General features: G+C 72.9%; 18 protein-coding genes and 3 pseudogenes. 12 read left to right on the top strand and 9 right to left on the bottom strand.

Going from position 1 to position 20,901, the window contains the following annotated elements; translation table 11 throughout:
• Window positions 1–3: 3 nt before the first annotated feature.
• The 5 genes from ACFY9E_RS05875 to ACFY9E_RS05855 all read right to left on the bottom strand — a co-directional run bounded on the left by ACFY9E_RS05875 (window position 4) and on the right by ACFY9E_RS05855 (window position 5,076).
• Window positions 4–588, bottom strand: a complete 585-nt coding sequence (locus tag ACFY9E_RS05875) for an ATP/GTP-binding protein (RefSeq protein ID WP_390979670.1) — start codon at window positions 586–588, stop codon at window positions 4–6.
• Window positions 575–934 (bottom strand): DUF742 domain-containing protein, encoded by a 360-nt coding sequence (locus ACFY9E_RS05870; RefSeq protein WP_283970397.1) that lies wholly within the window; start codon window positions 932–934, stop codon window positions 575–577. Before ACFY9E_RS05870 ends, ACFY9E_RS05875 begins: the two co-directional genes overlap by 14 nt.
• A 1-nt stretch (window position 935) precedes the next feature.
• The gene (locus ACFY9E_RS05865; protein ID WP_010034179.1) at window positions 936–1,367 is read right to left on the bottom strand and encodes a roadblock/LC7 domain-containing protein; all 432 of its coding nucleotides are present in this window, start codon (window positions 1,365–1,367) and stop codon (window positions 936–938) included.
• A 14-nt stretch (window positions 1,368–1,381) separates the two neighbouring features.
• Window positions 1,382–3,880, bottom strand: coding sequence for a nitrate- and nitrite sensing domain-containing protein (locus ACFY9E_RS05860; RefSeq protein ID WP_390979668.1), 2,499 nt, complete (start codon window positions 3,878–3,880; stop codon window positions 1,382–1,384).
• A 191-nt stretch (window positions 3,881–4,071) separates the two neighbouring features.
• Window positions 4,072–5,076 carry a substrate-binding domain-containing protein gene (locus ACFY9E_RS05855; RefSeq protein WP_390979666.1) on the bottom strand — a complete coding sequence of 335 codons (1,005 nt, stop codon included), beginning with the start codon at window positions 5,074–5,076 and terminating at the stop codon, window positions 4,072–4,074.
• 423 nt (window positions 5,077–5,499) lie between these two features.
• Between ACFY9E_RS05855 and ACFY9E_RS05850 the strand changes: the two are divergent.
• From ACFY9E_RS05850 to ACFY9E_RS05840, 3 pseudogenes are all read left to right on the top strand, one after another.
• Window positions 5,500–5,766: pseudogene (locus tag ACFY9E_RS05850) on the top strand (ArsR/SmtB family transcription factor); the annotation flags it as partial.
• 6 nt (window positions 5,767–5,772) lie between these two features.
• Window positions 5,773–5,862 (top strand): annotated as a pseudogene (locus ACFY9E_RS05845) (hypothetical protein); the annotation flags it as partial.
• A gap of 154 nt (window positions 5,863–6,016) precedes the next feature.
• Window positions 6,017–6,152 (top strand): annotated as a pseudogene (locus tag ACFY9E_RS05840) (Sec-independent protein translocase subunit TatA); the annotation flags it as partial.
• Between the two features lie 118 nt (window positions 6,153–6,270).
• On the opposite strand, the gene ACFY9E_RS05835 reads toward ACFY9E_RS05840, so the two are convergent.
• Window positions 6,271–6,717 carry a DUF6114 domain-containing protein gene (locus ACFY9E_RS05835; protein WP_390979664.1) on the bottom strand — a complete coding sequence of 149 codons (447 nt, stop codon included), beginning with the start codon at window positions 6,715–6,717 and terminating at the stop codon, window positions 6,271–6,273.
• Complete coding sequence (locus ACFY9E_RS05830; RefSeq protein WP_390979662.1) at window positions 6,717–7,388, bottom strand: DUF6230 family protein; 672 nt, start codon at window positions 7,386–7,388, stop codon at window positions 6,717–6,719. Before ACFY9E_RS05830 ends, ACFY9E_RS05835 begins: the two co-directional genes overlap by 1 nt.
• Window positions 7,389–8,026: 638 nt before the next feature.
• Here ACFY9E_RS05830 and ACFY9E_RS05825 point away from each other — a divergent pair.
• Window positions 8,027–8,668 (top strand): Tat pathway signal sequence domain protein, encoded by a 642-nt coding sequence (locus ACFY9E_RS05825; protein WP_390979660.1) that lies wholly within the window; start codon window positions 8,027–8,029, stop codon window positions 8,666–8,668.
• A gap of 18 nt (window positions 8,669–8,686) precedes the next feature.
• Here the strand turns inward: ACFY9E_RS05825 and ACFY9E_RS05820 are convergent, their stop codons facing one another.
• Window positions 8,687–9,607: a lytic polysaccharide monooxygenase gene (locus tag ACFY9E_RS05820; RefSeq protein WP_390979657.1), complete on the bottom strand. Its 921-nt coding sequence runs from the start codon at window positions 9,605–9,607 to the stop codon at window positions 8,687–8,689.
• A 361-nt stretch (window positions 9,608–9,968) separates the two neighbouring features.
• Here ACFY9E_RS05820 and ACFY9E_RS05815 point away from each other — a divergent pair, with 361 nt between their 5' ends.
• From ACFY9E_RS05815 to ACFY9E_RS05795, 5 genes are all read left to right on the top strand, one after another.
• Entirely contained in the window at window positions 9,969–11,768 is a 1,800-nt protein-coding gene (locus ACFY9E_RS05815; RefSeq protein WP_390979655.1) for a S8 family serine peptidase, read from the top strand.
• A 290-nt stretch (window positions 11,769–12,058) separates the two neighbouring features.
• Window positions 12,059–12,706 carry a ScbR family autoregulator-binding transcription factor gene (locus ACFY9E_RS05810; protein WP_390979653.1) on the top strand — a complete coding sequence of 216 codons (648 nt, stop codon included), beginning with the start codon at window positions 12,059–12,061 and terminating at the stop codon, window positions 12,704–12,706.
• 56 nt (window positions 12,707–12,762) lie between these two features.
• The gene (locus tag ACFY9E_RS05805; protein WP_390979651.1) at window positions 12,763–13,953 is read left to right on the top strand and encodes an ARMT1-like domain-containing protein; all 1,191 of its coding nucleotides are present in this window, start codon (window positions 12,763–12,765) and stop codon (window positions 13,951–13,953) included.
• 173 nt (window positions 13,954–14,126) lie between these two features.
• Window positions 14,127–16,292: a germacradienol/geosmin synthase Cyc2 gene (cyc2, locus tag ACFY9E_RS05800; protein WP_390979649.1), complete on the top strand. Its 2,166-nt coding sequence runs from the start codon at window positions 14,127–14,129 to the stop codon at window positions 16,290–16,292.
• Window positions 16,293–16,530: 238 nt separating this feature from the next.
• Complete coding sequence (locus ACFY9E_RS05795) at window positions 16,531–17,097, top strand: PDZ domain-containing protein (RefSeq protein ID WP_390979647.1); 567 nt, start codon at window positions 16,531–16,533, stop codon at window positions 17,095–17,097.
• A 133-nt stretch (window positions 17,098–17,230) separates the two neighbouring features.
• Here ACFY9E_RS05795 and ACFY9E_RS05790 read toward each other — a convergent pair whose 3' ends face one another.
• Complete coding sequence (locus ACFY9E_RS05790; RefSeq protein WP_390979645.1) at window positions 17,231–17,590, bottom strand: hypothetical protein; 360 nt, start codon at window positions 17,588–17,590, stop codon at window positions 17,231–17,233.
• Between the two features lie 406 nt (window positions 17,591–17,996).
• Here ACFY9E_RS05790 and ACFY9E_RS05785 point away from each other — a divergent pair, with 406 nt between their 5' ends.
• Genes ACFY9E_RS05785 through ACFY9E_RS05775 form a run of 3 tightly spaced genes read left to right on the top strand, consistent with a single transcriptional unit; the run spans window position 17,997 to window position 20,894 of the window.
• On the top strand, window positions 17,997–19,124 hold the full coding sequence (locus ACFY9E_RS05785; RefSeq protein WP_390979643.1) for a M24 family metallopeptidase: 1,128 nt from the start codon (window positions 17,997–17,999) through the stop codon (window positions 19,122–19,124).
• Window positions 19,125–19,170: 46 nt separating this feature from the next.
• Window positions 19,171–20,151 carry a phosphotransferase gene (locus tag ACFY9E_RS05780; RefSeq protein ID WP_390980317.1) on the top strand — a complete coding sequence of 327 codons (981 nt, stop codon included), beginning with the start codon at window positions 19,171–19,173 and terminating at the stop codon, window positions 20,149–20,151.
• A 41-nt stretch (window positions 20,152–20,192) separates the two neighbouring features.
• Entirely contained in the window at window positions 20,193–20,894 is a 702-nt protein-coding gene (locus ACFY9E_RS05775; RefSeq protein WP_390979641.1) for a hypothetical protein, read from the top strand.
• Window positions 20,895–20,901: the final 7 nt, after the last annotated feature.

Here is a 20,901-nt window from a genome sequence, read left to right as displayed (position 1 = left end):
GCCTCAGGCCTGCACCGCCGACGCGATCAACTGGTCGATCAGGGCGATCAGCACGTCACGGCACGACTCCCGGTCCCGGGCGTCGCACAGCAGCACCCGCACGTGCTCGGGCACCGCGAGCGCCTCCCGGATGTCCTCGGGCGGATACGGGTGCTCACCGTGGAAGCCGTTGACCCCGACGACGAACGGGATGCCCCGGCGCTCGAAGAAGTCGATCGCGGCGAAGCTGGACTCGGGCCTGCGGACGTCGATCAGGACCACCGCCCCCAGCGCGCCGAGCGCCAGGTCGTTCCACATGAACCAGAACCGCTGCTGCCCCGGCGTGCCGAACAGGTACAGCACCAGCTCCCGGCTGATGGTGATCCGGCCGAAGTCCAGGGCGACGGTGGTGGCCCGCTTCTCCTCGATGCCGTCGAGATCGTCGACGCCCAGACCGGCCATGGTCAGGGGTTCCTCGGTGCGCAACGGGACGATCTCGCTGACCGACCCGACCATGGTGGTCTTGCCCACGCCGAAGCCCCCGGCGATGAGGATCTTGACCGTGTCGGGTGCCGAAGACGCGTCAGGGGCAAGGTCAGAGCCGGCCAAGGCCGTCCCTCACTTTCTGCAGCAGGTCCAGGTCCGGAGTGGTGCGGGAAACGAGGCGCGGTGGGCGGACGGTGATCCGGCCCGCCTCCAGCAGATCGCAGAGCAGGATGACGACCACGCTCACCGGCAGGTCGAGCCGGGCGGCCAGCTCCGCCACGGCGAGCGGCTCGGCGCACAGCCGGAGGATCCGGGTGTGCTCGGGCTGGCACCGTGCCGCCGAGGCGGGCTGCGGATCGACCGCCGTGACCGTCGAGATGAGCGTGAAGTCGGCGCGGCTGGGCCGGGTCCGGCCACCGGTCAGAGCGAACGGCCTGACGAGCCGGCCCGCCGCATCACCTCCGCCCACCTCACACGCCTGGGTCGACGACGGGGCCGGCCACGCCCCGCGGTGCCGCGCTCAGGTGCTCGCCGATCTTCTTCACCAGCATGTTCATCTGGTAGGCCACCACTCCGACGTCCGCGCCGGGCCCGGTCAGCACGACCAGATGCGCGCCGGGACCGGCGGAGGTCAGGATCAGATAGCTGTTGGCCATCTCGATGAGCGCCTGGCGCACCGGACCGCCCCGGAAGTCCATGCTGACGCCCTTGCTGAGGCTCATCAGCCCGGACGCGGTCGCCGCGAGCCGTTCGGCGTCGTCGCGCAGGAATCCGGTGGACTTGCTGACCACCAGGCCGTCCTCGGAGAGCACCACGGCCTGGTTCACGTCGGCGACCCGCTCCACGAGTCCGGTCAGCAGCTGGTCGAGCTGGGTGTGCGTGGCGGGGATGGGGCGTGTCATTGCGGTGTCCTTCGTCAGCGGTCGGCGGGCGGAGTCGAGGGGACGGGACCGGCGGCGGCCCGCCGGGGTGCTGCGGCCGCCTCGGCGTCGTACGGCGGTTCGGCGTCGTCGTCACGGGCCCGGAGCGTGCCGCGCTGGAAACCGGCCAGGGAGGACGCGGCGGCCTCGGCGGTGAAGTCGTCGAGGGAACCGTCGTCACCGGCGGGCGCGGCCTCCTCGCGCAGTTCCTCCACCAGGCTGGTCTGCGGCACCCTGCGGGGGAGCGGGGCGAGACCGTCCCGGCGGGGGATGACCTCGCGCGGGGCGGACGGGACGGCGGAGGCGGTGCGGGCCGTGACGAGGGCGCGGGGCTCGCGGGCGGCCCCTGCGGCGCGTTCGGTTCCGCCCGGAGCGCCGGAGGGTTGCGGCGCCTCACTCGGCTCGGCGTCCACCGCACCCCGTCCTTCCACCGCCACCAGCGTGTCCTCAGGAGTGCCGCCGGCCTTCGCGCCGCCACCCGGGCTGCTCGGGCCGGCCGGGACCGCGAGGCCGTCGGCACCGGCCGCGGCCTCGGCGGACCGTGCCCGCGGCGCCCCGCTGCCCGCGATCTCCCGCACCACGATCTCGTGCGGTATCAGCACGATCGCCGTGGTCCCGCCGTACGGCGACGAGCGCAGGGTGACGGCGATGCCGTGCCGGTGGGCCAGCTGGGCGATCACGAACATGCCGAGGCGCAGGTCGTCGGCGAGCGCCACCACGTCGAACTGCGGGGGTACGGCCAGCTGTTCGTTGAAGGACGCGTAGTCCTCCTCCGACATGCCGAGGCCGCGGTCCTCCACCTCTACGGCCAGGCCCTTGGCCACCATCCCGGCCCGCACCGTGACGGGGCTCGGGGCGGGGGAGTACGCGGTCGCGTTGTCGATGAGCTCGGCCAGCAGATGGATGACGTCCGCCACCGCGGGCGGCGCGACGTACACCTCCTCCTCGCAGAGCACGTCCACCCGCTGGTACTCGGCGACCTCCCCGACCGCGCTGCGCAGGATGTCCATCAGCGCGACCGGCTCGGTCCAGCTGCGGCCGGGTCGTTCGCCGCTGATGATGACGAGGTTCTCCTCGTAGCGGCGCAACTGGCTCGCGGTGGAGTCGAGTTCGTACAGACCCTTGAGGATGTCGGGGTCGGTGTGCTCGCGCTCCAGCGTGTCGAGTTTGCTCAGCTGGAGGTTGACCAGGTTCTGGCTCTGCCGCGCGATGCCCAGGATGATCTTCTGGAAGCCGCGCCGGGTGTCGGCGAGTTCGACCGCGGTGTGCACGGCCGTGCGCTGCGCGGTGTTGAACGCCCGGGCGACCTGGCCGAGTTCGTCGTGGCCGTAGTCCAGCTCGGTCGTCGCCGACTCCGGATCGACCGTCTCACCTCGCTCCAGCCGCGCCACCACGTCGGGCAGCCGCTCCTGCGCGAGGCTGACGGCGGCCCGGCGCAGGCCGCGCAGCCGCCGGGAGAGCGAACGGGTGATCCGCCAGGACATGCCCACGCACACCAGCAACGCGAGCAGCCCGCCGGCACTCAGCAGCGCCGCCTTGAGCAGCAGGGCGTCCGCCTTGTCGGCACTGCGCTCCAGCAGCCCCGTCGTCTGCTGCTCGATGAGGCCCGCGTAGTCCTCGGACAGCTTGCCCATGGCGGTGTCCCACCGCTTCTGCGCGTCCGGCAGGGCGATCCGGTCGGCGGAGGCGCCGGAGTTGCGCGACGCCAGCACCTGGTCCTCGACGGACTGCAGCGCCTGCCACTGCGGGCTCGCCAGGATGCGCTCCGTCTGCGCCTTCGCCTCGCCCGTCAGCTGCGGCACGACCTGGTCCTTGACCAGCCAGCGCCGCGTGTTCACCAGCTCCGTGAACTGCGTCCACGCCTTGTCGTCCAGATGCCCGGACGGCCAGGCCAGGGTCAGCTGCGCGTCCTCCCGGGAGACCAGTTCCGCCGCGTGCTCGAGGCCGACCAGCGGGCCGGCCTGCGAGGTGAGGTCGCCGTCGTCGACCTGGGACAGCTCCTGGAAGGCGTGGATCTGGTCGTCGATGATCGAGGAGTACTGGTCCAGCGCCTGCTGCGCGGTGATGTCGGTCGGGTCGTCCACCTGGTCCCGGTAGTACTCCAGGCTGCCCACCGAGCCCAGCACCGAGTACAGCCGGTCGGATATGCGGGAGGGCGCCTTCTCGATCGCGTCCGCCTGCCCGACCAGCTTGGCGACCGCCTTGTCGGTCTCCTCGCGCTGCGCGTCGAGGGCGGCCCGGGAGCCCTTCGGCGAGGCCAACCAGGCGGCCGACAGACTGCGCTCCCGCTGCAGCGCGAGCGTCGCGTCGGTGCCCATGGCGCCGGTCGACCGGCTGAGGTCCGTCTGGTCGCGCAGCCTCAGACCCTCCGAGAACATCTGGATCGTCGTGACGCCCCACATGGCGGCGAGGGTGACGCCGGGCACGAGGGCCAGGAGCACCAGGGAGAGGCGTATGGAACCGAGACGGCGCCGGGCACCTGTCCGTCGAGACATCGTCGTCCTAGGGCGATCAGCGGGGGGTGGGGAACGGGGAGGCGGAGCGGTCGGGGGGTGTGGGGTACGGGCGCGGGTGTGGTGCCTTCCCCGGCACGGCACATGGGATGCGCAGGATGTTATCCGTACAAGTGGACGTACGGGCCGGGCCTGACCGAATCTTTGGCGACACCGTCACAGGAAGTGTCCGGTCACCGGGTCCCGGCGGCCGCGAACCGTGCCACGGCGGACACGTTCGACCTGGTCACGAAGGCGGGACCGGTGAGCACCGGCGCCGTCCCGCCGCCGCTGACGTTGCCGTTGGTCCGGTACAGCCACAGGGCGTCCACCGCGAGATAACCCTGCAGATACGGCTGCTGGTCCACGGCGAACTGGACCTCGCCGCCCTGGATCGCCTTGACCAGGTCCTTGTCGAGGTCGAAGGTGGCGACCCCGGCCCTGCTGCCGGCCTGCCGCACCGCCTTGACGGCGCTGAGCCCGTACTGGGCGCCCAGCGTGATGACTTCGTCGATGCTCGAGTCCTGCCGCAGCCGGGCCGCGATCGCGGCGGTCACCGCGTTCATGTCACTGCCGTCCACGTACAGGTTGTCGGTGGCGCCGCGGAACGTCTTGCGCACACCGGCGCAGCGGGCCTCCAGCGCCACGTTGCCCCGCTCGTGCACCACGCACAGGGCGTGTTCGGCCTTGAGGTCGTCCAGCTTGTCGCCGACGGCCCGGCCCGCGACGGACTCGTCCTGACCGAAGTACTCCAGGACCCCGGTCGGGCGCCAGGCGTCGATACCGGAGTTGAGTCCCACGACGGGGATGCCGGCCGCCTTGGCCTGGGCGACCGGGCCGCGCATCGCCGCCGGCTTGGCCAGGGTCACCGCGATGCCGTCGGTCTTGTCGCGGACCGCGTCCCGCATCAGGTCGGCCTGCGCGGCCGGGTCGGCGTCGCTGACGTACGTCAGGTCGACACCGTCCTTGGCTGCCGCCGCCTCGGCGCCCCTGCGCACCAGATCCCAGAAGGCGTCGCCCTGGCCGCCGTGCGTCACCAGGGTGACCTTCATCCGGCCGCCCGGCCCGCCCGCCGTGTCCGGCCCGTCGTCGGCCGCGCCGAGGGCAGAGCAGCCGGACACCAGCAGGCACAGGGCGGACGCCAGGGCCGCGAGGCGCGTGCGTCTCACGGAAGTGTGCGGCGGGGGAGGAGTGTTCATGAGGGGCGGACCTCGCTGTGCGGCCGAGCAAGAGCAGGGTGAGAGTGCAGGCGGGCCGCAGGGTGTGCACCGACCGGATGACTCTCGCTGGCCCGGAGCCAACCGTGTGAGACCACTGGTCGTCAAGTGAGCGGCCACATGCCGTGAGGTGATGCTGCCGCATCGTGATGATCTGTCCGACGGGTCGAACAGCGTCATCGAGCGAAGCTCTCACCTCGGCTTTCAGTACCGTCCGTGCGGTTCGGCCGTCGTGAATGGAGAGGGAGGGGGCCGGGTCCTCCGCTCGCGATCACCGCCGACGCGAGCGGCTCCGGCTCAGGGCGCCCACCTGGACTGGTGCCGCACGCGGGACGGCGGACGCGACGGAAGGGGCGGTGACGGTGGGGGCAGCCCGGCGAGGGCTTCGAGGACCCGTCCGCGGAGGTGCTCGCCCAGGCGGCCGCGGCCTTCGGACTGCTGGCCTCGCCCGCCCGGCTGCACATCGTCTGGGCACTGGCCCAGGGCGAGAGCGACGTGACCGGGCTCGCCGAGCGGGTCGGCGGGGCGCTGCCCGCGGTCAGCCAGCACCTCACCAAGCTGAAGCTGGCCGGGCTCGTCCGCTCCCGCCGCGAGGGCCGTCGGCAGGTGTACTCCGTCGACGATCCCGACGTCGCCGAGGTCGTGCGGCTCCTGGTGGACCGGCGCGTCGCCGCCTCCATGGCCTCTGAGACCGCCGAAGGCACCACCCTGGATGTGCTGCGGCGGCTCGAGTCCGGGCCCCGCGGGCTGACCGAGCCGGAGGCCGCGTCCCGGCTGGCCGCCTACGGCGAGAACACGCTGCCGGACCGCCGCACCCCCGTCCTGGCCCCGCCGGTGCGTGCGTGCCCTGAGCGATCCCGTCACCGCCGTACGGCTCTGCCTCGGCCTGGTGTCCGCCGCCGTCGCCTCCTGGGGCACCGCCGTGCGCAACGGACTGGAGCCCTGGCATCTGCTGATCGTGGCGATCGTCCTGTTCGGCTCGGAGAAGCTGCCGGACGCGGCACGATCGCTGGGCCGCTCGATGCGGATCCTCAAGAGCGAGGCCAAGGCCCCTGAAGGAGGGGGGCGGTTCGGGCGTGGCGCCCGGGGGCGGCCCCGGGCGCCACGCCCGTGGACGCCGCATAGGGCCGGTCGCGCGGCGGGCTCCGCGTGCCGGGAGCCGCTTGGCGGCAGGGCTCAGGGCTGCCCCACCGGCGCCGGGGGCACGGTCTTCGCCGCCCGGGTCTCCTTCCGGCGCTGCCTGCGGCTGACGCGGGGCTCCTGGTCCGGGAGCCAGCCGAAGGTGAGGCAGCTGCCGACGACGCCCAGGAGCAGGCCGACGAAGAAGCCGCCCAGGTTGGAGGTCAGCCAGGTGCCCAGGGAGACCAGCACCCCGATGACCGAGTAGAACAGGCGCTGAGCGGGGTTGAAGAGGATCAGCACGCCGCACAGCAGCATCACGGCCGGGAGCAGATAGCCGGCCAGGCCCTGCATGCCGACGTGCAGGATGACGTCCAGCGACGCCTTCAGGGTGAGCAGGACCTCCGCGCCGCCCAGGGCGAGCAGCAGCCCGCCCCAGAACGGCCGGCCGGCCCGCCACTGCCCGAAGGCGGGCCGGAACCCCTCGCGCGGACCGCGCGGCATCAGCACCCCGATCCGCTGAAGCCCAGCTTCAGTCCCGGCAGCTTGAACACGCCTGCCGTCGTGGCGTAGTTGGTCTGCCGCAGGTTGGCGATGTGCACCGTGTCGGACTGCTGGCTGAACACGCCCTTGGGCCCGCGGCCCTTCGGCCCGGCCTTGTCGAGCGTGCTGGCATCGTTGCCGATCTCGATGTTGTTGAACGCCGCGTCGCCGGTCAGCTCGGTGGAGTCGGTCGTCAGATCGCTGGCGGTGACCTTCTGCGCCCCTTCGCCCGCCCTGATGACCAGGTTCGTGCCGCCCAGGTCCACGCTCTGGCACAGCTTGGTGAGGGTCGCGTTCTTGATCACGGATGTGACGACCAGCACCTGGCCGCCGGTGTCACCCGCGTTGGGGCTGCCCTCGGCCATCTCGTCCAGGCCGCCGAACTGTGCGAAGCCGGTGCCGTTGAGCTCGGTCGCGGTGACCGTGAACGGCATGCCGGAGATGGCGAACTGCACGCCCAGCGCCCCCTCGGCGGTGAGGACCGCGAGGCCGGCGGCGACCAGGGTGGCCGGCACCGCCATCACCGCGGCCCGGCGTGCCCGGACCCGCCCGCGTCGCGCGGGAACGTCGCTGGCGTCCGGGGAGGCGGCGCCGTCCGCTCTCTCGGGCGTGTGCTCGGCGGAGGAGGTCATGTCTGCTCCAGGTGCGTGTGGGTGCGGATCGGGACGTCGGTGGCACGTTGCCCTGGCGCGGACATCGACCGCGTGCGCACATCCCTCGCAACTCCCGGCCGTTGCAAGGGCTTTCTCATTGCGCCGCAGTAGCCATCGAGGAAGTTACCGGCGGTTACATCAAGGGTCAAGGGAAGTGTGAACAAAGAGTGTCGATTCTGCGCCGCAGGTGAGTCGACGATGCCGCGAAAGGCTCAGCCTGCGCACAACTCCCTTGCCAAGCCTTGACGTTGACGGAGACACAGGTCTACAACTCTCCTCGTCCCACCGGATCCGTGGCGCCGGATCCGCCGCGCGGCACCGTCCGCGTGCCCCGGACCCGCTCGTCCCCGTACGGGCAGCTCGTCGCCCGGTGCGTCCGCACGGGCTTTCCCTCGCCCGAGTCCCCTCGTCACGGCACGGCCGCTTCCCTGGAGCCGCGCCACCAGCCACCCCCCGCCCGGCCCGGCCGTAGGTCCCTTCCCGTGTGAGCCTCCGGCCGGTGACCGGCCTGCCGTTGCCGGCCCGTCACGTACGGAGAAGGCGTGACGAGCCGGCAACGGCGGACGCCCGGCGCACCCCCCACCCCTCACCCCACGCTATGAAAGAGGTACACCCGCATGCGTACACGCACCCTCGTCGCTCTCACCGCCGCCGTCGCCGCCCTGGGCCTCGCCGCCCCCGCCTCCGCGGCCGACACCCCCGTCCTGACCACCACCGACGGGGCGGCCGTCGCGGTCGGCGACGTCCTCGACGCGTCCCTGGCGAGCGGCACCGCCGCCACCTTCTACTCCAGCGCGACCGGCACCAACGGCATCTCCTGCACCAAGTCGGCGTTCTCCGCCACCGTCACCGACAACCCGGCCGCCCCCGGCACCGCCACCGAGTCCCTGACCAAGCACAGCTTCGACACCAGCGGCTGTACCGCCAACGTCGTCGGGGTGCTGGGCGTCAGCGGCATCACCGTCGACAACCTGCCCTACACGACCAGCGTCTCCTCGGACGGCACCGTCTCCGTGACCCCGGCCGCGGGCTCCACCGTCCAGTCCACCGTCAAGCTGCGCACCCTGCTCGGCACCATCACCTGCGTCTACCAGGCCCCCGGCCTGACCGGCACGGCGAACAACGCCGACAACAGCATCTCCTTCAGCAACCAGCAGTTCACCAAGGTGTCCGGCTCGTCGCTGTGCTTCGCCAACGCGTTCTTCACCGCCAAGTACGCCCCGGTGACCGCGGGCGGCGTCGCCGTCAATGTCAACTGAGCTGTGAAGACCGTCAGTTCAACGTCGCCGTAGCCGTACGGCCAGGGCGGCGCCGCCGGTGAGCAACAGCACCGCCGCGGCGCCGCCCGCCAGCATGGGCGCGGACGGTCCGGAGGCCGGGCCGGAGGTACCGGCCAGTGGCGTCCGGTCGCCGCCGGGGCGCGGGTCGGGGGTGTGCACGGCAGTGCCGGCCGCCGGCTCCTTCTTCGCCGCCTCCCTCTTCCGCTCGGGCTTCGCCTCCTCCGGCTCCTCCCGCGCTCCCTCCTTCTCCTCCGCCCGCTGCGGCTCCTTCTTCTCCGTCTCCGGGAACACCACGTCCGAGCACGAGTAGTAGGTGTCCGGGGTGCTGCTGTTCTGCCAGACCGTGTACAGCACGTGCCGCCCGGCCCGGTCGGACGGCAGGGTCGTCTCGAAGCGGTACGCGCCGTCCGTCAGGGCCGGGTCCGTCACCTCCGCGAACGGCTTCCCGGGCAGGTCGGACCACGACAGCGGTCCGGACGGGTCGTAGCCGGGCTTCGTCAGATACATCCGGAACGTGCCGGTGTGCGGGATCGTCGAGACGTACCGCATCCTGAGCGTCGCGCCGGGGGTCACCCGCGTCGACGGCCAGTCGGCACGGGCGAGATCGAGGCCCCGGTAGGCGGGCAGACCCCCACTGCACAGCTCCCCGTCGGGGACGACATCCCGGTCCCGGCCGTTCACGTTCGCCACCCGCAGGTTGTCCCAAGCCGTGAAGGGCGCTCCGTTCGCGGCGACGGCCGCACGGCACGCCGCCGAGCCGGCGCGGTCACCGCCCTCCGGGGAACAGGCCACCACCCGGCTGACCGGGTCCGTCGGCGCGCCGTGCGCCCGGGCCGGTCCCGCCGCCCACCACGGCAGCAGCAGCGGTGTCACGAGAGCGGCCGCGAGTGCGGTGCGGTGTGCGGGTCTACGAGACATCCGTCTGCGTCTCCTCGGCCGGGGCGGCGACGTTCGGTATGCAGTACGGGAAATCGGCCCGGTGCGTTCATCGCGCCACGACCTGCTCGAAAAGGGTTCATTGGGCGCTCAACTGCCCGCCATAGAGGGTCGCGTGGCGGCCGGATCGAGGGTTTCCCCCGTATCCCGATGACCTTCCCTTTGCCTATCGTTCGAGCACAGCTGACCCACAGGTAACCCCGAACGGGTCCGCGGCTGTTTCGCGCCTGGCCGGCCATCGCGTCGCTCTTCGCTTTTCGAACCACCCCCCTCCGCTTCGAGGATGAAGCGACCCCACCGCCGCTCCGCCCAGCCCGGAGTCCGGCCACGAAAGGCAACGACCGTGCGTATCTCCCCAGAGCTCAGACGGAAGCTGATATCCGTCGCCGTCGTCTCCACGGCCCTGCTGACCGCAGCCCCCGCCTCGGTCGCCGTCGCCCAGGAGTCCGCCCCCACCCCGGCCGCCGTCCCGGCCGCGCAGACCGAGGCCGCCCCCGGCGCCCCGGCCGAGCGCCTCATCGTCGGATACAAGTCCGGCGCGAGCGAGGCCAAGTCCGACAAGGCCGCCGCCGCCGACGCCGCGACCAAGGCCGAGAAGACCGGCGAGGACGTCGACTTCCAGCGCCGCCTCGGCACCGGTGCCGCCCTCGTCGAGCTGGGCACCGACCCCTCCCGGGCGTCCGTCGCCGACGTCGTCGCCCAGTACGAGGCCGACCCGCAGGTCGCCTACGTCGTCCCGGACCGCCTGAACAAGCCGACGGCCGTCACGCCGAACGACACCGAGTACAGCAAGCAGTGGGACCTGTTCGAGTCCACCGCGGGCATGAACGTCCCCGGCGCCTGGGACACCACCACCGGCACCGGCGTCACCGTCGCCGTCATCGACACCGGCTACGTGGCTCACTCGGACCTGGCCGCGAACATCGTCGGCGGCTACGACTTCATCTCCGACACCGCCGTCTCCGTCGACGGCAACGGCCGTGACAGCAACCCGGCCGATCCGGGCGACTGGTACAACGACAACGAGTGCGGCCAGGGCATCGCCGCCTCCGGCTCCTCCTGGCACGGCACCCACGTCGCCGGCACCATCGCCGCCGCCACCAACAACGGCAAGGGCGTCGCCGGCATCGCCCACGGCGCGAAGATCTCCCCGGTCCGCGTCCTCGGCAAGTGCGGCGGCTACGACTCCGACATCATCGACGCCATCACCTGGGCGTCCGGCGGCACCGTCTCCGGCGTGCCCGCCAACACCAACGTCGCCAAGGTCATCAACATGAGCCTCGGCGGCGGCGGCGCCTGCTCCAGCGCCACGCAGAGCGCCATCAACGGCGCCGTGAACCGGGGCACCACGGTCGTCGTCGCGGCCGGCAACGAGAACCAGAACGTCTCCAACGCCTCGCCGGCGAACTGCAACAACGTCGTCGCCGTCGCCGCGACCAACCGCGCGGGCAGCCGGGCCTCGTACTCCAACTACGGCTCGCTCGTGGACATCTCCGCCCCCGGCGGTGAGACCCGCACCTCCACGGCCAACGGCATCCTCTCCACGCTGAACTCCGGCACGAAGACGCCGTCGAGCGAGAACTACGCCTCCTACCAGGGCACCAGCATGGCCACCCCGCACGTCGCGGGCCTCGCCGCCCTGATGAAGTCGGCCAACTCCGCCCTCACCCCGGCGCAGATCGAGTCGGCCATCAAGGCCAACGCCCGTCCGCTGCCCGGCACCTGCTCTGGCGGATGCGGCGCGGGCCTCGCGGACGCCGCGAAGACGGTCCAGGCCGTGAAGGGCGGATCGTCCACCGGTACGACCTTCTCCAGCACCACCGCCGTCGCCATTCCGGACAACGGCGCGGCGATCGAGTCGCCGATCAGCGTCACCGGCCGCAGCGGCAACGCCCCCTCGGCCCTCCAGGTCGGCGTGGACATCACCCACACCTACCGCGGTGACCTCGTCATCGACCTGGTCGCGCCGGACGGTTCGGCGTACCGCCTGAAGTCCGCCGCGTCGGACTCCGCCGACAACGTGAACACCACCTACACGGTGAACGCCTCCGGCGAGGTGGCCAACGGCACCTGGAAGCTGCGCGTCCAGGACACCGCGGCGCAGGACACGGGCACCCTCAACGGCTGGAAGCTGATCTTCTGAGCACTCTGAATCTCTTCGGGGAACGCTGAACGAGGCAGGCCACACAGCGGGCGGGCCGGCCGGTGCGGATGGGGCACCGGCCGGCCCGCCTTTACGTCTGGCCCCACATCCCCCACAGTTAGATACCGAACCCGCTGTTTTCTTTCACCAGTTGCGCTTGTTTTGCCGGATGTGCGCCCGCACTCCGGCACACCGGCGTGATGAGGGCCGTCTCAGGGTGAGTTATCGTGTACGGGGGGTAAAAACAAACGGCATGACCCGTTCATTTCCGTCCCGGGAGAGTTCAGTCGATGGCGAGGCAGTTGCGAGCCGAGCAGACCCGCTCGACGATCATCACGGCCGCCGCTGACCTGTTCGACCGTCGCGGCTACGAATCGACCAGTCTCAGCGACATCGTGGAGCACGCCCACGTCACCAAGGGTGCCCTGTACTTCCACTTCGCGGCGAAGGAGGATCTCGCCCACGCGATCCTCGAACTCCAGTCGCACACCGCCCGTCGGCTGGCGACGGAGACCGACCAGCGCGGCCACACCTCCCTGGAGGCGCTGATGCGCCTCACGTTCGGCATCACCCGCATGTCCGTCGAGGACCCGGTGCTGCGGGCCGGTCTGCGGCTCGCCACGGGCGGGATCCGGCCCCGGCCGCCCCTCAGCCACCCGTTCACGGAGTGGCTGGACATCGTCACGGCCCGGCTCGTCGGCGCGGTCAAGGAGTCCGACGTCCACCCGGACATCGACATCGACGTCGTGGCCCACTCGCTGGTCTGCTTCTTCGTCGGCACCCGTGTCGTGGGCCGCTCCCGCGAGCCGGTGGCGCGCCAGCCCCGCCGGACGGCCGAGATGTGGAACATACTCATCCGTGGCCTGGTCCCGGTGACCCGCCGCGCCCGTTATCTGAGCCTGGCTGCGCGTCTGGAGCGGGAGATCGCACCGGTGTGACCGGAGCGCCGGGCGGCTCGTCCGGTACGCAGGGCACGCGCGTTACGGTGAGGCCCATGCCCGACATCCCCTCCGCTCCCGTGCTCCTCGGCAATCAGCCGGGCTCCTTCCCCCACAGCGTGCTGGCCGAGCGGCACCCCGCGATCATCAAGCAGGTCCGCGAGGCCTTCCCGTACGAGCCGGCGCAGCACCGCGCCCTCGACGAACTCCTCGCCAACTGCACCGAGGGTGCGATCGAACCCCTCCCCGCCGACGCGCACGACCGGGATCGCTGGGAAAGCTGGGGGCTGCGCGCGTACACCGGCCGGTCCTGGTTCGACGTGCCGTGGCTCTGGTCCGAGAGCTGGTTCTACCGCCGACTGCTCGAGTCCGTCGGCTACTTCGGCCCGGGACCCTGGCAGGGCATCGACCCCTTCCGCCCCTTCAAGCACGCCGAGCTCGACTCCGCCGAGACCGACGAGGAACTCGCCGCCCTCGACGACCTCACCGGCCGGCCCGCCGCCGAACAGGCACAGGCCCTGCTGCACGGCTCCCTCTGGGGCAACCGCGCCGACCTCGGCTTCCGCCTCTCCGCCGAGGGCGCGCGGGACGCGGACGTCGCTCCCGGCCTGGTCGCCGACGACAGCGACCGGCTCTGGTCACTGCTCGACACCACGGGCCCGGGGGCCGGCACCCTGTGCCTGGTCGCCGACAACGCGGGCCGCGAACTCGTCCCCGATCTCCTCCTCGTCGCCCACCTCCTGGAGAGCGGCCGCATCGGACGGGCGATCCTGCACGTCAAGCCGTACCCCTACTACGTCTCCGACGCCACCACCGCCGACGTCGTCGACGCCCTGCGCCGGCTGACCGGCGCCGGGGGAGCGGCCGCCGCGTACGGGCGGCAGCTGTGGTCCGCCCTGGCCGACGGCCGTCTCACCCTGCGCGCCCATCCCTTCTCCAGTGCGCCGCTGCCGTACGAGGAGATGCCCGGCGACCTGCGCGCGGAGTTCGCGTCGGCCACGCTGACGATCGTCAAGGGCGACCTCAACTACCGTCGTCTGGTGGGCGACCGGCTCTGGGCCCCGACCACCTCCTTCGCGGACGTCACCGGCTACTTCCCCGGCCCGGTCGCCGCCCTGCGCACCCTGAAGTCCGATGTGATCACCGGCCTCGACGCGGACACCGAGGCCGCCCTCGTCGCGGCGGAGGACCAGCGCTGGCGCACCGGTGGCACGCACGCGCTGATCCAGGTACGGGACGCCCGGTAGAGGTCCGGGTACGGGACGCCGGTCAAGGGGAGGCGGGCGGTGGCGGCTTCCGGCTGGGGGAGGAACGCCACAACGGTCCGGCGGGAGGCCCGAATTCGCCCCTGATTCACGCGATGGTGTGATCATGTCCCGCCCGGCGGATGCCGCCGCGGGGTGCCGGGTAGGGCCCGGCCATGACGCAGCCGTTCGAACTCCCGCACTTCTACCTGCCGCATCCCGCGCGGCTGAACCCGCATGTCGACGAGGCCCGTGCCCATTCGACCGCGTGGGCGCGTGAGATGGGCATGCTGGAGGGATCCGGCGTCTGGGAGCAGGCCGACCTCGACGCGCACGACTACGGCCTGCTCTGCGCCTACACCCACCCCGACTGCGACGCCCCCGCCCTCTCCCTCATCACCGACTGGTACGTGTGGGTCTTCTTCTTCGACGACCACTTCCTGGAGATGTACAAGCGCAGCCAGGACCGCACCGCCGGCAAGGCCCACCTGGACCGGCTGCCCCTGTTCATGCCGCTGGACCTGTCGGCTCCCGTCCCGGAGCCGCAGAACCCGGTCGAGGCGGGCCTCGCCGACCTGTGGGCGCGCACGGTACCGAAGATGTCCGACGACTGGCGCCGCCGCTTCGCCGTGGCCACCGAGCACCTCCTCAACGAGTCGATGTGGGAGCTGTCCAACATCAACGAGGGGCGGATCGCCAACCCCGTCGAGTACATCGAGATGCGCCGCAAGGTCGGTGGCGCCCCCTGGTCGGCGGGTCTCGTGGAGTACGCGACCGCCGAAGTGCCCGCCGCAGTGGCCGGGACCAGGCCGCTGCGCGTGCTGATGGAGACGTTCTCCGACGCCGTGCACCTGCGCAACGACCTGTTCTCCTACCAGCGTGAGGTCGAGGACGAGGGCGAGAACAGCAACGGCGTGCTCGTCCTGGAGACCTTCTTCGGGTGCACGACGCAGGAGGCCGCCGACACCGTCAACGACGTCCTCACCTCCCGCCTCCACCAGTTCGAGCACACGGCGTTCACCGAAGTGCCCGCAGTAGCCCTGGAGAACGGCCTCAGGCCGGACGAGGTCGCGGCCGTGGCGGCGTACACCAAGGGGCTTCAGGACTGGCAGTCCGGCGGCCACGAGTGGCATCTGCGCTCCAGCCGCTACATGAACGAGAACGCGGTGCGCGGCGGCAGCCCGTGGCCGGGATGCTCCGGCTTCGGCACCTCGGCCGCCGACGTCCGCGCCCTGCTCGCGACGGCCGGAGCGGAGCGGCTGCGCTCCTACACGCATGTGCCGTACCAGAAGGTCGGGCCGTCGCAGATCCCCGACATCCGCATGCCGTTCCCGCTGGAGCTCAGTCCCCACCTCGACAACTCCCGCCGGCAGCTGCGCGACTGGGCGGACCGCATGGGCATCCTCGCCGAGGGAGTCTGGGACGAGGACAAGCTCCGGGCCTACGACCTCGCGCTCTGCTCGGCCGGCCTCGACCCGGACGCCACCCCCGAGGCCCTCGACCTCAGCGCTCAGTGGCTCGCCTGGGGCACCTACGGCGACGACTACTACCCCCTGGTCTACGGCCACCGCCGCGACCTCGCCGCCGCCCGCCTGACCACGGCCCGCCTGTCCGACTGCATGCCGGTCGACGGCGGGGAGCCGCTGCTCCCGGTGAACGCCATGGAGCGCGGCCTGGCCGACCTGTGGGTGCGCACCACCGCCGAGATGACGCCCGACGCGCGGCGCACGCTCAAGGACGCGATCAACGTCATGACCGAGAGCTGGGTGTGGGAGCTGTCCAACCAGCTCCAGAACCGCGTGCCCGACCCGGTCGACTACCTGGAGATGCGCCGCGCGACCTTCGGCTCCGACCTCACCCTGAGCCTGTGCCGGATGGGACACGGCCCGGCCGTCCCGCCCGAGGTCTACCGCAGCGGCCCGGTCCGCTCCCTGGAGAACGCCGCGATGGACTTCGCGTGCCTGCTCAACGACGTCTTCTCGTACCAGAAGGAGATCGAGTTCGAGGGCGAGATCCACAACGCGATCCTCGTCGTGCAGACCTTCTTCGGCTGCGACTACCCGACCGGGCTCGGCATCGTGCACGACCTGATGAGCCAGCGCATGCGCCAGTTCGAGCACGTCGTCGAGCACGAACTGCCCGTCCTGTACGACGACTTCCAGCTCACGGGGGAGGCACGCGCGGCGATGGGGGCGTATGTGGCGGACCTGCGGAACTGGATGTCCGGCATCCTCAACTGGCACCGTGAGGTGGACCGTTACAAGGACGCGTGGCTGTCCCGGCGCGCCCACGGCTTCCTCCCGGACCGCCCCCCGGCCGTGCCCGTGCCCGCCCTCCGCTGAGACGGGGGCGCCGCCCGAAGTTCCGGGCCGGGCCTCCCGTTCCCGCGGCTCGTACCGCACCCGGCGTCCGGGTGCGGTACGAGCCGTGCCCGCGCTCCGCGCCTCCCCGTTGCCGCGCCGGGCCCCGGTCAGTCTCACTCGTTCGTGGCTCGTCGGCCGCCGATGTGCCGGGTAGAGCACCTGCCGTGATCGCCTCCGGGATCCGCCGGAGGCGATCGGCACCATCCGGAGGCGAGCCATGGAACAGACCGCGCTGAGACCCAAGCCGATGCCGGGTCAGGAACCCGAGCGGGCCGCGCCGGCCACGGGGGCCGGCCCGTCCCGGCCCCGCCCGCACGCCGCCCGGCGCCGTGGACGGCGGCTCCTCAACGTCCTGCTGGCGGGGTTCGCCGGCGCGGTCCTGGTGCTGTCCGGGATCGGCCTCGGGGCGATGGGCGTCACCGTGGCCGGCAAGGGCGGGCGCTTCGACCCGCGGGCATGGCACACGCCGTCGCTCCCCGGCCCCGGCCCCTCGCCCTCCGCCGCTCCCGCCACGCCCGCCGCCGCGACCCTCGGCGTGCAGGTCATGGACGCCCGCAAGCCGGGGGCCGTGGTCGTGGGGCTGCACGTCCCCGGGCCGGCCCAGGCCGCCGGCCTGGTGCGCGGCGACGTCCTCCTCGCCTTCGGCACGACCCGGATCGACACGGCCGCCGATCTGGTCCGGGCCGTCGCCCGCGCCCGCCCGGGTTCCGAGGTCAGGCTGACGGTCCGCCACCGCGGCGGCGGCTACGAGCAGCTGACGCTCGTACCGGCCGTCGCCGCGTGAGGCACGCCCTCACGTCACGGCCCGGACGTGGCTCGTGAGCCGCTGCGAGTCGTCCAGGACATGGAACGGTGCCCGGGCGGCGCGTCCCGGTCCGGAATCTGCTCGCCCTCCCGGGGCAGCCGCAGCGTCCACGTCACCCCGGCCCGACGGCCGGCGGCCGCCCCGCGATCGTGGTGCCGGCGGGGGGTGTGGGGTGGCCGGCGATCAGTCCGGCGATCTCGGGGCGGCGGGCCGACGGCGGGCCAGCCGGCCGGGGCACCGCAACGGGTGGGGGTCGGGCCGGGGGCACCTCCCACGCCCTCAAGGCTGCGGGGGAGGGTGGTGCAGGGGCACCGGCGGGGTGGTGGAACGCGAGCGGGGCCGGAAGGCCGTCGTCGAGTGCGTCGAGGGTCGTCCCGATCCAGCCGTACGTCTCTTCGTCCAGTTCCCCGTCGTCGCGGCCCGGCACGGCGGAGTCGCACATGAGCACCACGCCGTCGTCGAAGACCTGCACGCTGTTGACCGGCCTCCGGGCCCCGGCTCCCCGGCCTCCGGCCCTCCGGCCTCCGGGCTCCGGCCCCCCGGCCTCCGGGCCCCGGCCCTCCGGGCTCCGGCCCCCCGCCCCCCCGGCCTCCGGGCCCCGGCCTCCGGGCCCCGGCCCCCGCCCCCCCGGCCTCCGGGCCCCGGCCTCCGGGCCCCGGCCCCCGCCCCCCCCGGCCCCCGGCCCCCGGCCTCCGAGCCCCGGCCCGGCAGCGCCTTGCGGTGGGCGGTACTGCTGTCGTGGTTGCCGGGGGTCAGTACCGGGAACGGGGCATCGCCGGTGTGCAGCCTGGGGTGAATGCCCGCAGACGGCTCGCGCCGCCCCCTTCGGGCGGGCAGGATGCTGCCCGTAACCCCTTCGTCCGTCCTGGGAGGCCCGGATGACCGGAAGCACGGCCGCGTCGTTCACCGCCGACGACTACCGGGCCCGCATGGAGCGCGCCGCGCGCACGGCCGCCGAGGCGGGTCTCGCGGGCCTGCTGGTGGCTCCGGGACCGGACCTGGTGTGGCTGACCGGCTACACGCCCCCGGCGGTCACCGAACGGCTCACCCTGCTGGTCCTCGCCGCCGGGCAGGACCCCGTCCTCGTCGTCCCCGCCCTGGAGGCCCCGGACGCGCGCCGGGCGGCCGGCGCGGCCGCCCTGACCCTGCGCGACTGGACCGACGGCAAGGACCCCTACGCCGCCACCGCCGCCCTCCTCGACGCCAAGGGCCGGTTCGGCATCAGCGACAACGCCTGGGCCCTGCACCTGCTGGCCCTCCAGCAGGCCCTGCCCGGCAGCTCCTACGCCTCGCTCACCGAGGCCCTGCCGATGCTGCGCGCCGTCAAGGACGCGGCCGAGCTGGACCTCATGACGGCCGCCGGCGCCGCCGCCGACGCCACGTTCGAGGAGATCCGGCACGTCTCCTTCGCCGGCCGCCGGGAATCCGAGGTGGCCGCCGACCTCGACCGGCTGCTGCGCCGGCACGGCCACGAGCAGGTCGACTTCACCATCGTCGCCTCCGGCCCGAACGGCGCCAACCCGCACCACGAGGCGGGCGAGCGCGTCATCGCCCGCGGCGACATGGTCGTCCTCGACTTCGGCGGCCTGCGGGACGGCTACGGCTCCGACACCTCCCGCACGGTCCACGTCGGCGAACCCACCGACGAGGAACGCCGCGTGCACGCCCTCGTGCGCGAGGCCCAGGAGGCCGGCTTCCGCGCGGTGCGGCCCGGGGCCGCCTGCCAGGACGTCGACCGGGCCGCCCGCGCGGTCATCGCCGACGCCGGCTACGGCGAGTACTTCATCCACCGCACCGGACACGGCATCGGCGTCACCACGCACGAGCCGCCCTACATGATCGAGGGCGAGGAACGGCCCCTCGTGCCCGGCATGTGCTTCTCCGTGGAACCCGGCGTCTACCTGCCCGGCCGGTTCGGGGTCCGCATCGAGGACATCGTCACCGTCACCGAGGACGGCGGCCGGCGCCTGAACACCACCACGCGCGAGCTGGTCATAGTGGAGTGAGGCCCCGATGTCCCCAGCCCGCCTCCCGAACGGCAACGGCGCGACCATGACCCAGGCACCCACACCGACCGCGGACACCGTCCGCCGGCTCGTCCTCTCCCTCCTCAAGGACGGCAAGGAAGGCAAGGACGCCCAGGACGGCCGGGGCGGCAAGGACACCCGCCCGGCCGGGAGCGGCCCCGGCCCCGACGTCCGGCCCGCCACCCCGGGCACCGATCCCGTCACCTGGTGGGTCGGCACCCGCCACGTGCTGCGCCTGGCCCCCGACCGCGAGGCCACCCTGCGCCAGCGACGCGAGCTGCGCCTGCGCGACCTCGTCCGCCCGCACGTCCCGATGGCGGTGCCGGCCAGTGTCGCGCACGGCGAGTGGGCACCCGGGCTGGCCTACACGCTGGACACCAAGGTGCCCGGCGGCTCGGGGGAGGAGCACGACGTGTCCGCCGTCGGAGAGGCCGACCTCGCCGCGCTCCTCACGGGCCTGCGCGAGGTACCGGTGCGGCAGGCCGAGACGCTCGGCGTGCCGCGCGCCGCGCCGCGTTCCCTGGAGGCCCTGCGCCGGGCCGCCGTGCGCGCCGCCGAACGCCTCGCCGCAGCCGACGAGTTCGACGCCGCACGCCTGAACCAGCTCACCCCGCCCGCCGCCTCCCAGCTCGCCGCCCAGCCCGGCACGGCCGTCCTCACCCACCACTCCCTGACCGGCGGCCACCTCGTGGTCAGCGCCGACGGCCGGGTGCGCGGCGTGCTCGGCTGGGCCGGCGCGGTCGTCGGCGACCCGGCCGAGGACATCGCGGGCCTCGCGCTCGCCGTCGGCTCACCCGCCGCCGTCCGCGCCGCCACTCTCGCCGGGTACGGCGCCCGTCCCTGCCTGCGCGGCCTGTGGCTCGCCCGCTGCGACACCGTCGTCCATCTCGCCGAGGCCCTCACCGGCAAGGACACTACCCTCCTGGGGACCCGGCTGCGCCGCGCCTGGGAACCGATCCTGCTGGAACGGGTCACGGACCTGGGGGACGTGGACGACGCCCTGTAGCGGGCCGGGCCTGCCCGTCCCGCACGGCTATCCTCCGCCACATGAAGAGCACCGTCGCGGCCGTGTCCCTGCTGGCCGCCGCCCTCACGTGCCTGGCCGGCTGCTCGGGCACCGCCGCGCCCGCCACGCCCGGTGCCACGGCCTCCCCGGCGCGGCAGCGCACCCCGGCGGAGCGCCTCGCCACGCTCATGGTCACGGCAGCCGACCTCGGCGCCGGCTACTCCGTGCGGACGTTCGACCCGACCGAGGGGAAGTCCGTCTTCGCCCGGTCCGCGCAGGAGATCACCGGCAGCGCCTGCACCCCGCTGGCGGCCATGACGCACCAGTTGCCCCTCGGCAGACCACAGGCCTTCACGAGCCGCGTCGTCGCGACCGAGGAGGCCCCCGGCACCCGGATCTACGTCACCGTCGCCACCTACGCCCAGGGCATGGCGGTGACGGCGATGGACGCACTCCTCGCCGATGCCGTGCAGGGCTGCTCCCTCGGCTTCACCGCCAGGGCGCACGGCAGCACCGAGCTGTACTACCCGTTCGAACCCGAGGACACCCCCACGGTGGGCGACGAGGCCCTGGCCTACCGCGGCGCCGTCACGAGGGAGGGCGGAGCGACCCGGCCGATCCGCACCGCCGTCGTACGCCACGGGGACACCATCACCGTCTGCACCGCGGTGGGCGGCGCCCGCATCGCGAGGCCGGGGCTCCTCGCGCCCGTCATCGAGGCGCAGGACGCGAAGCTGCGCTGACCCGCCG

Source organism: Streptomyces sp. NPDC012466, from assembly GCF_042955215.1.
GTDB lineage: Bacteria > Actinomycetota > Actinomycetes > Streptomycetales > Streptomycetaceae > Streptomyces.
Note: the sequence above shows the minus strand (reverse complement) of the source record. Positions and strands in the feature narration are given on the sequence as shown.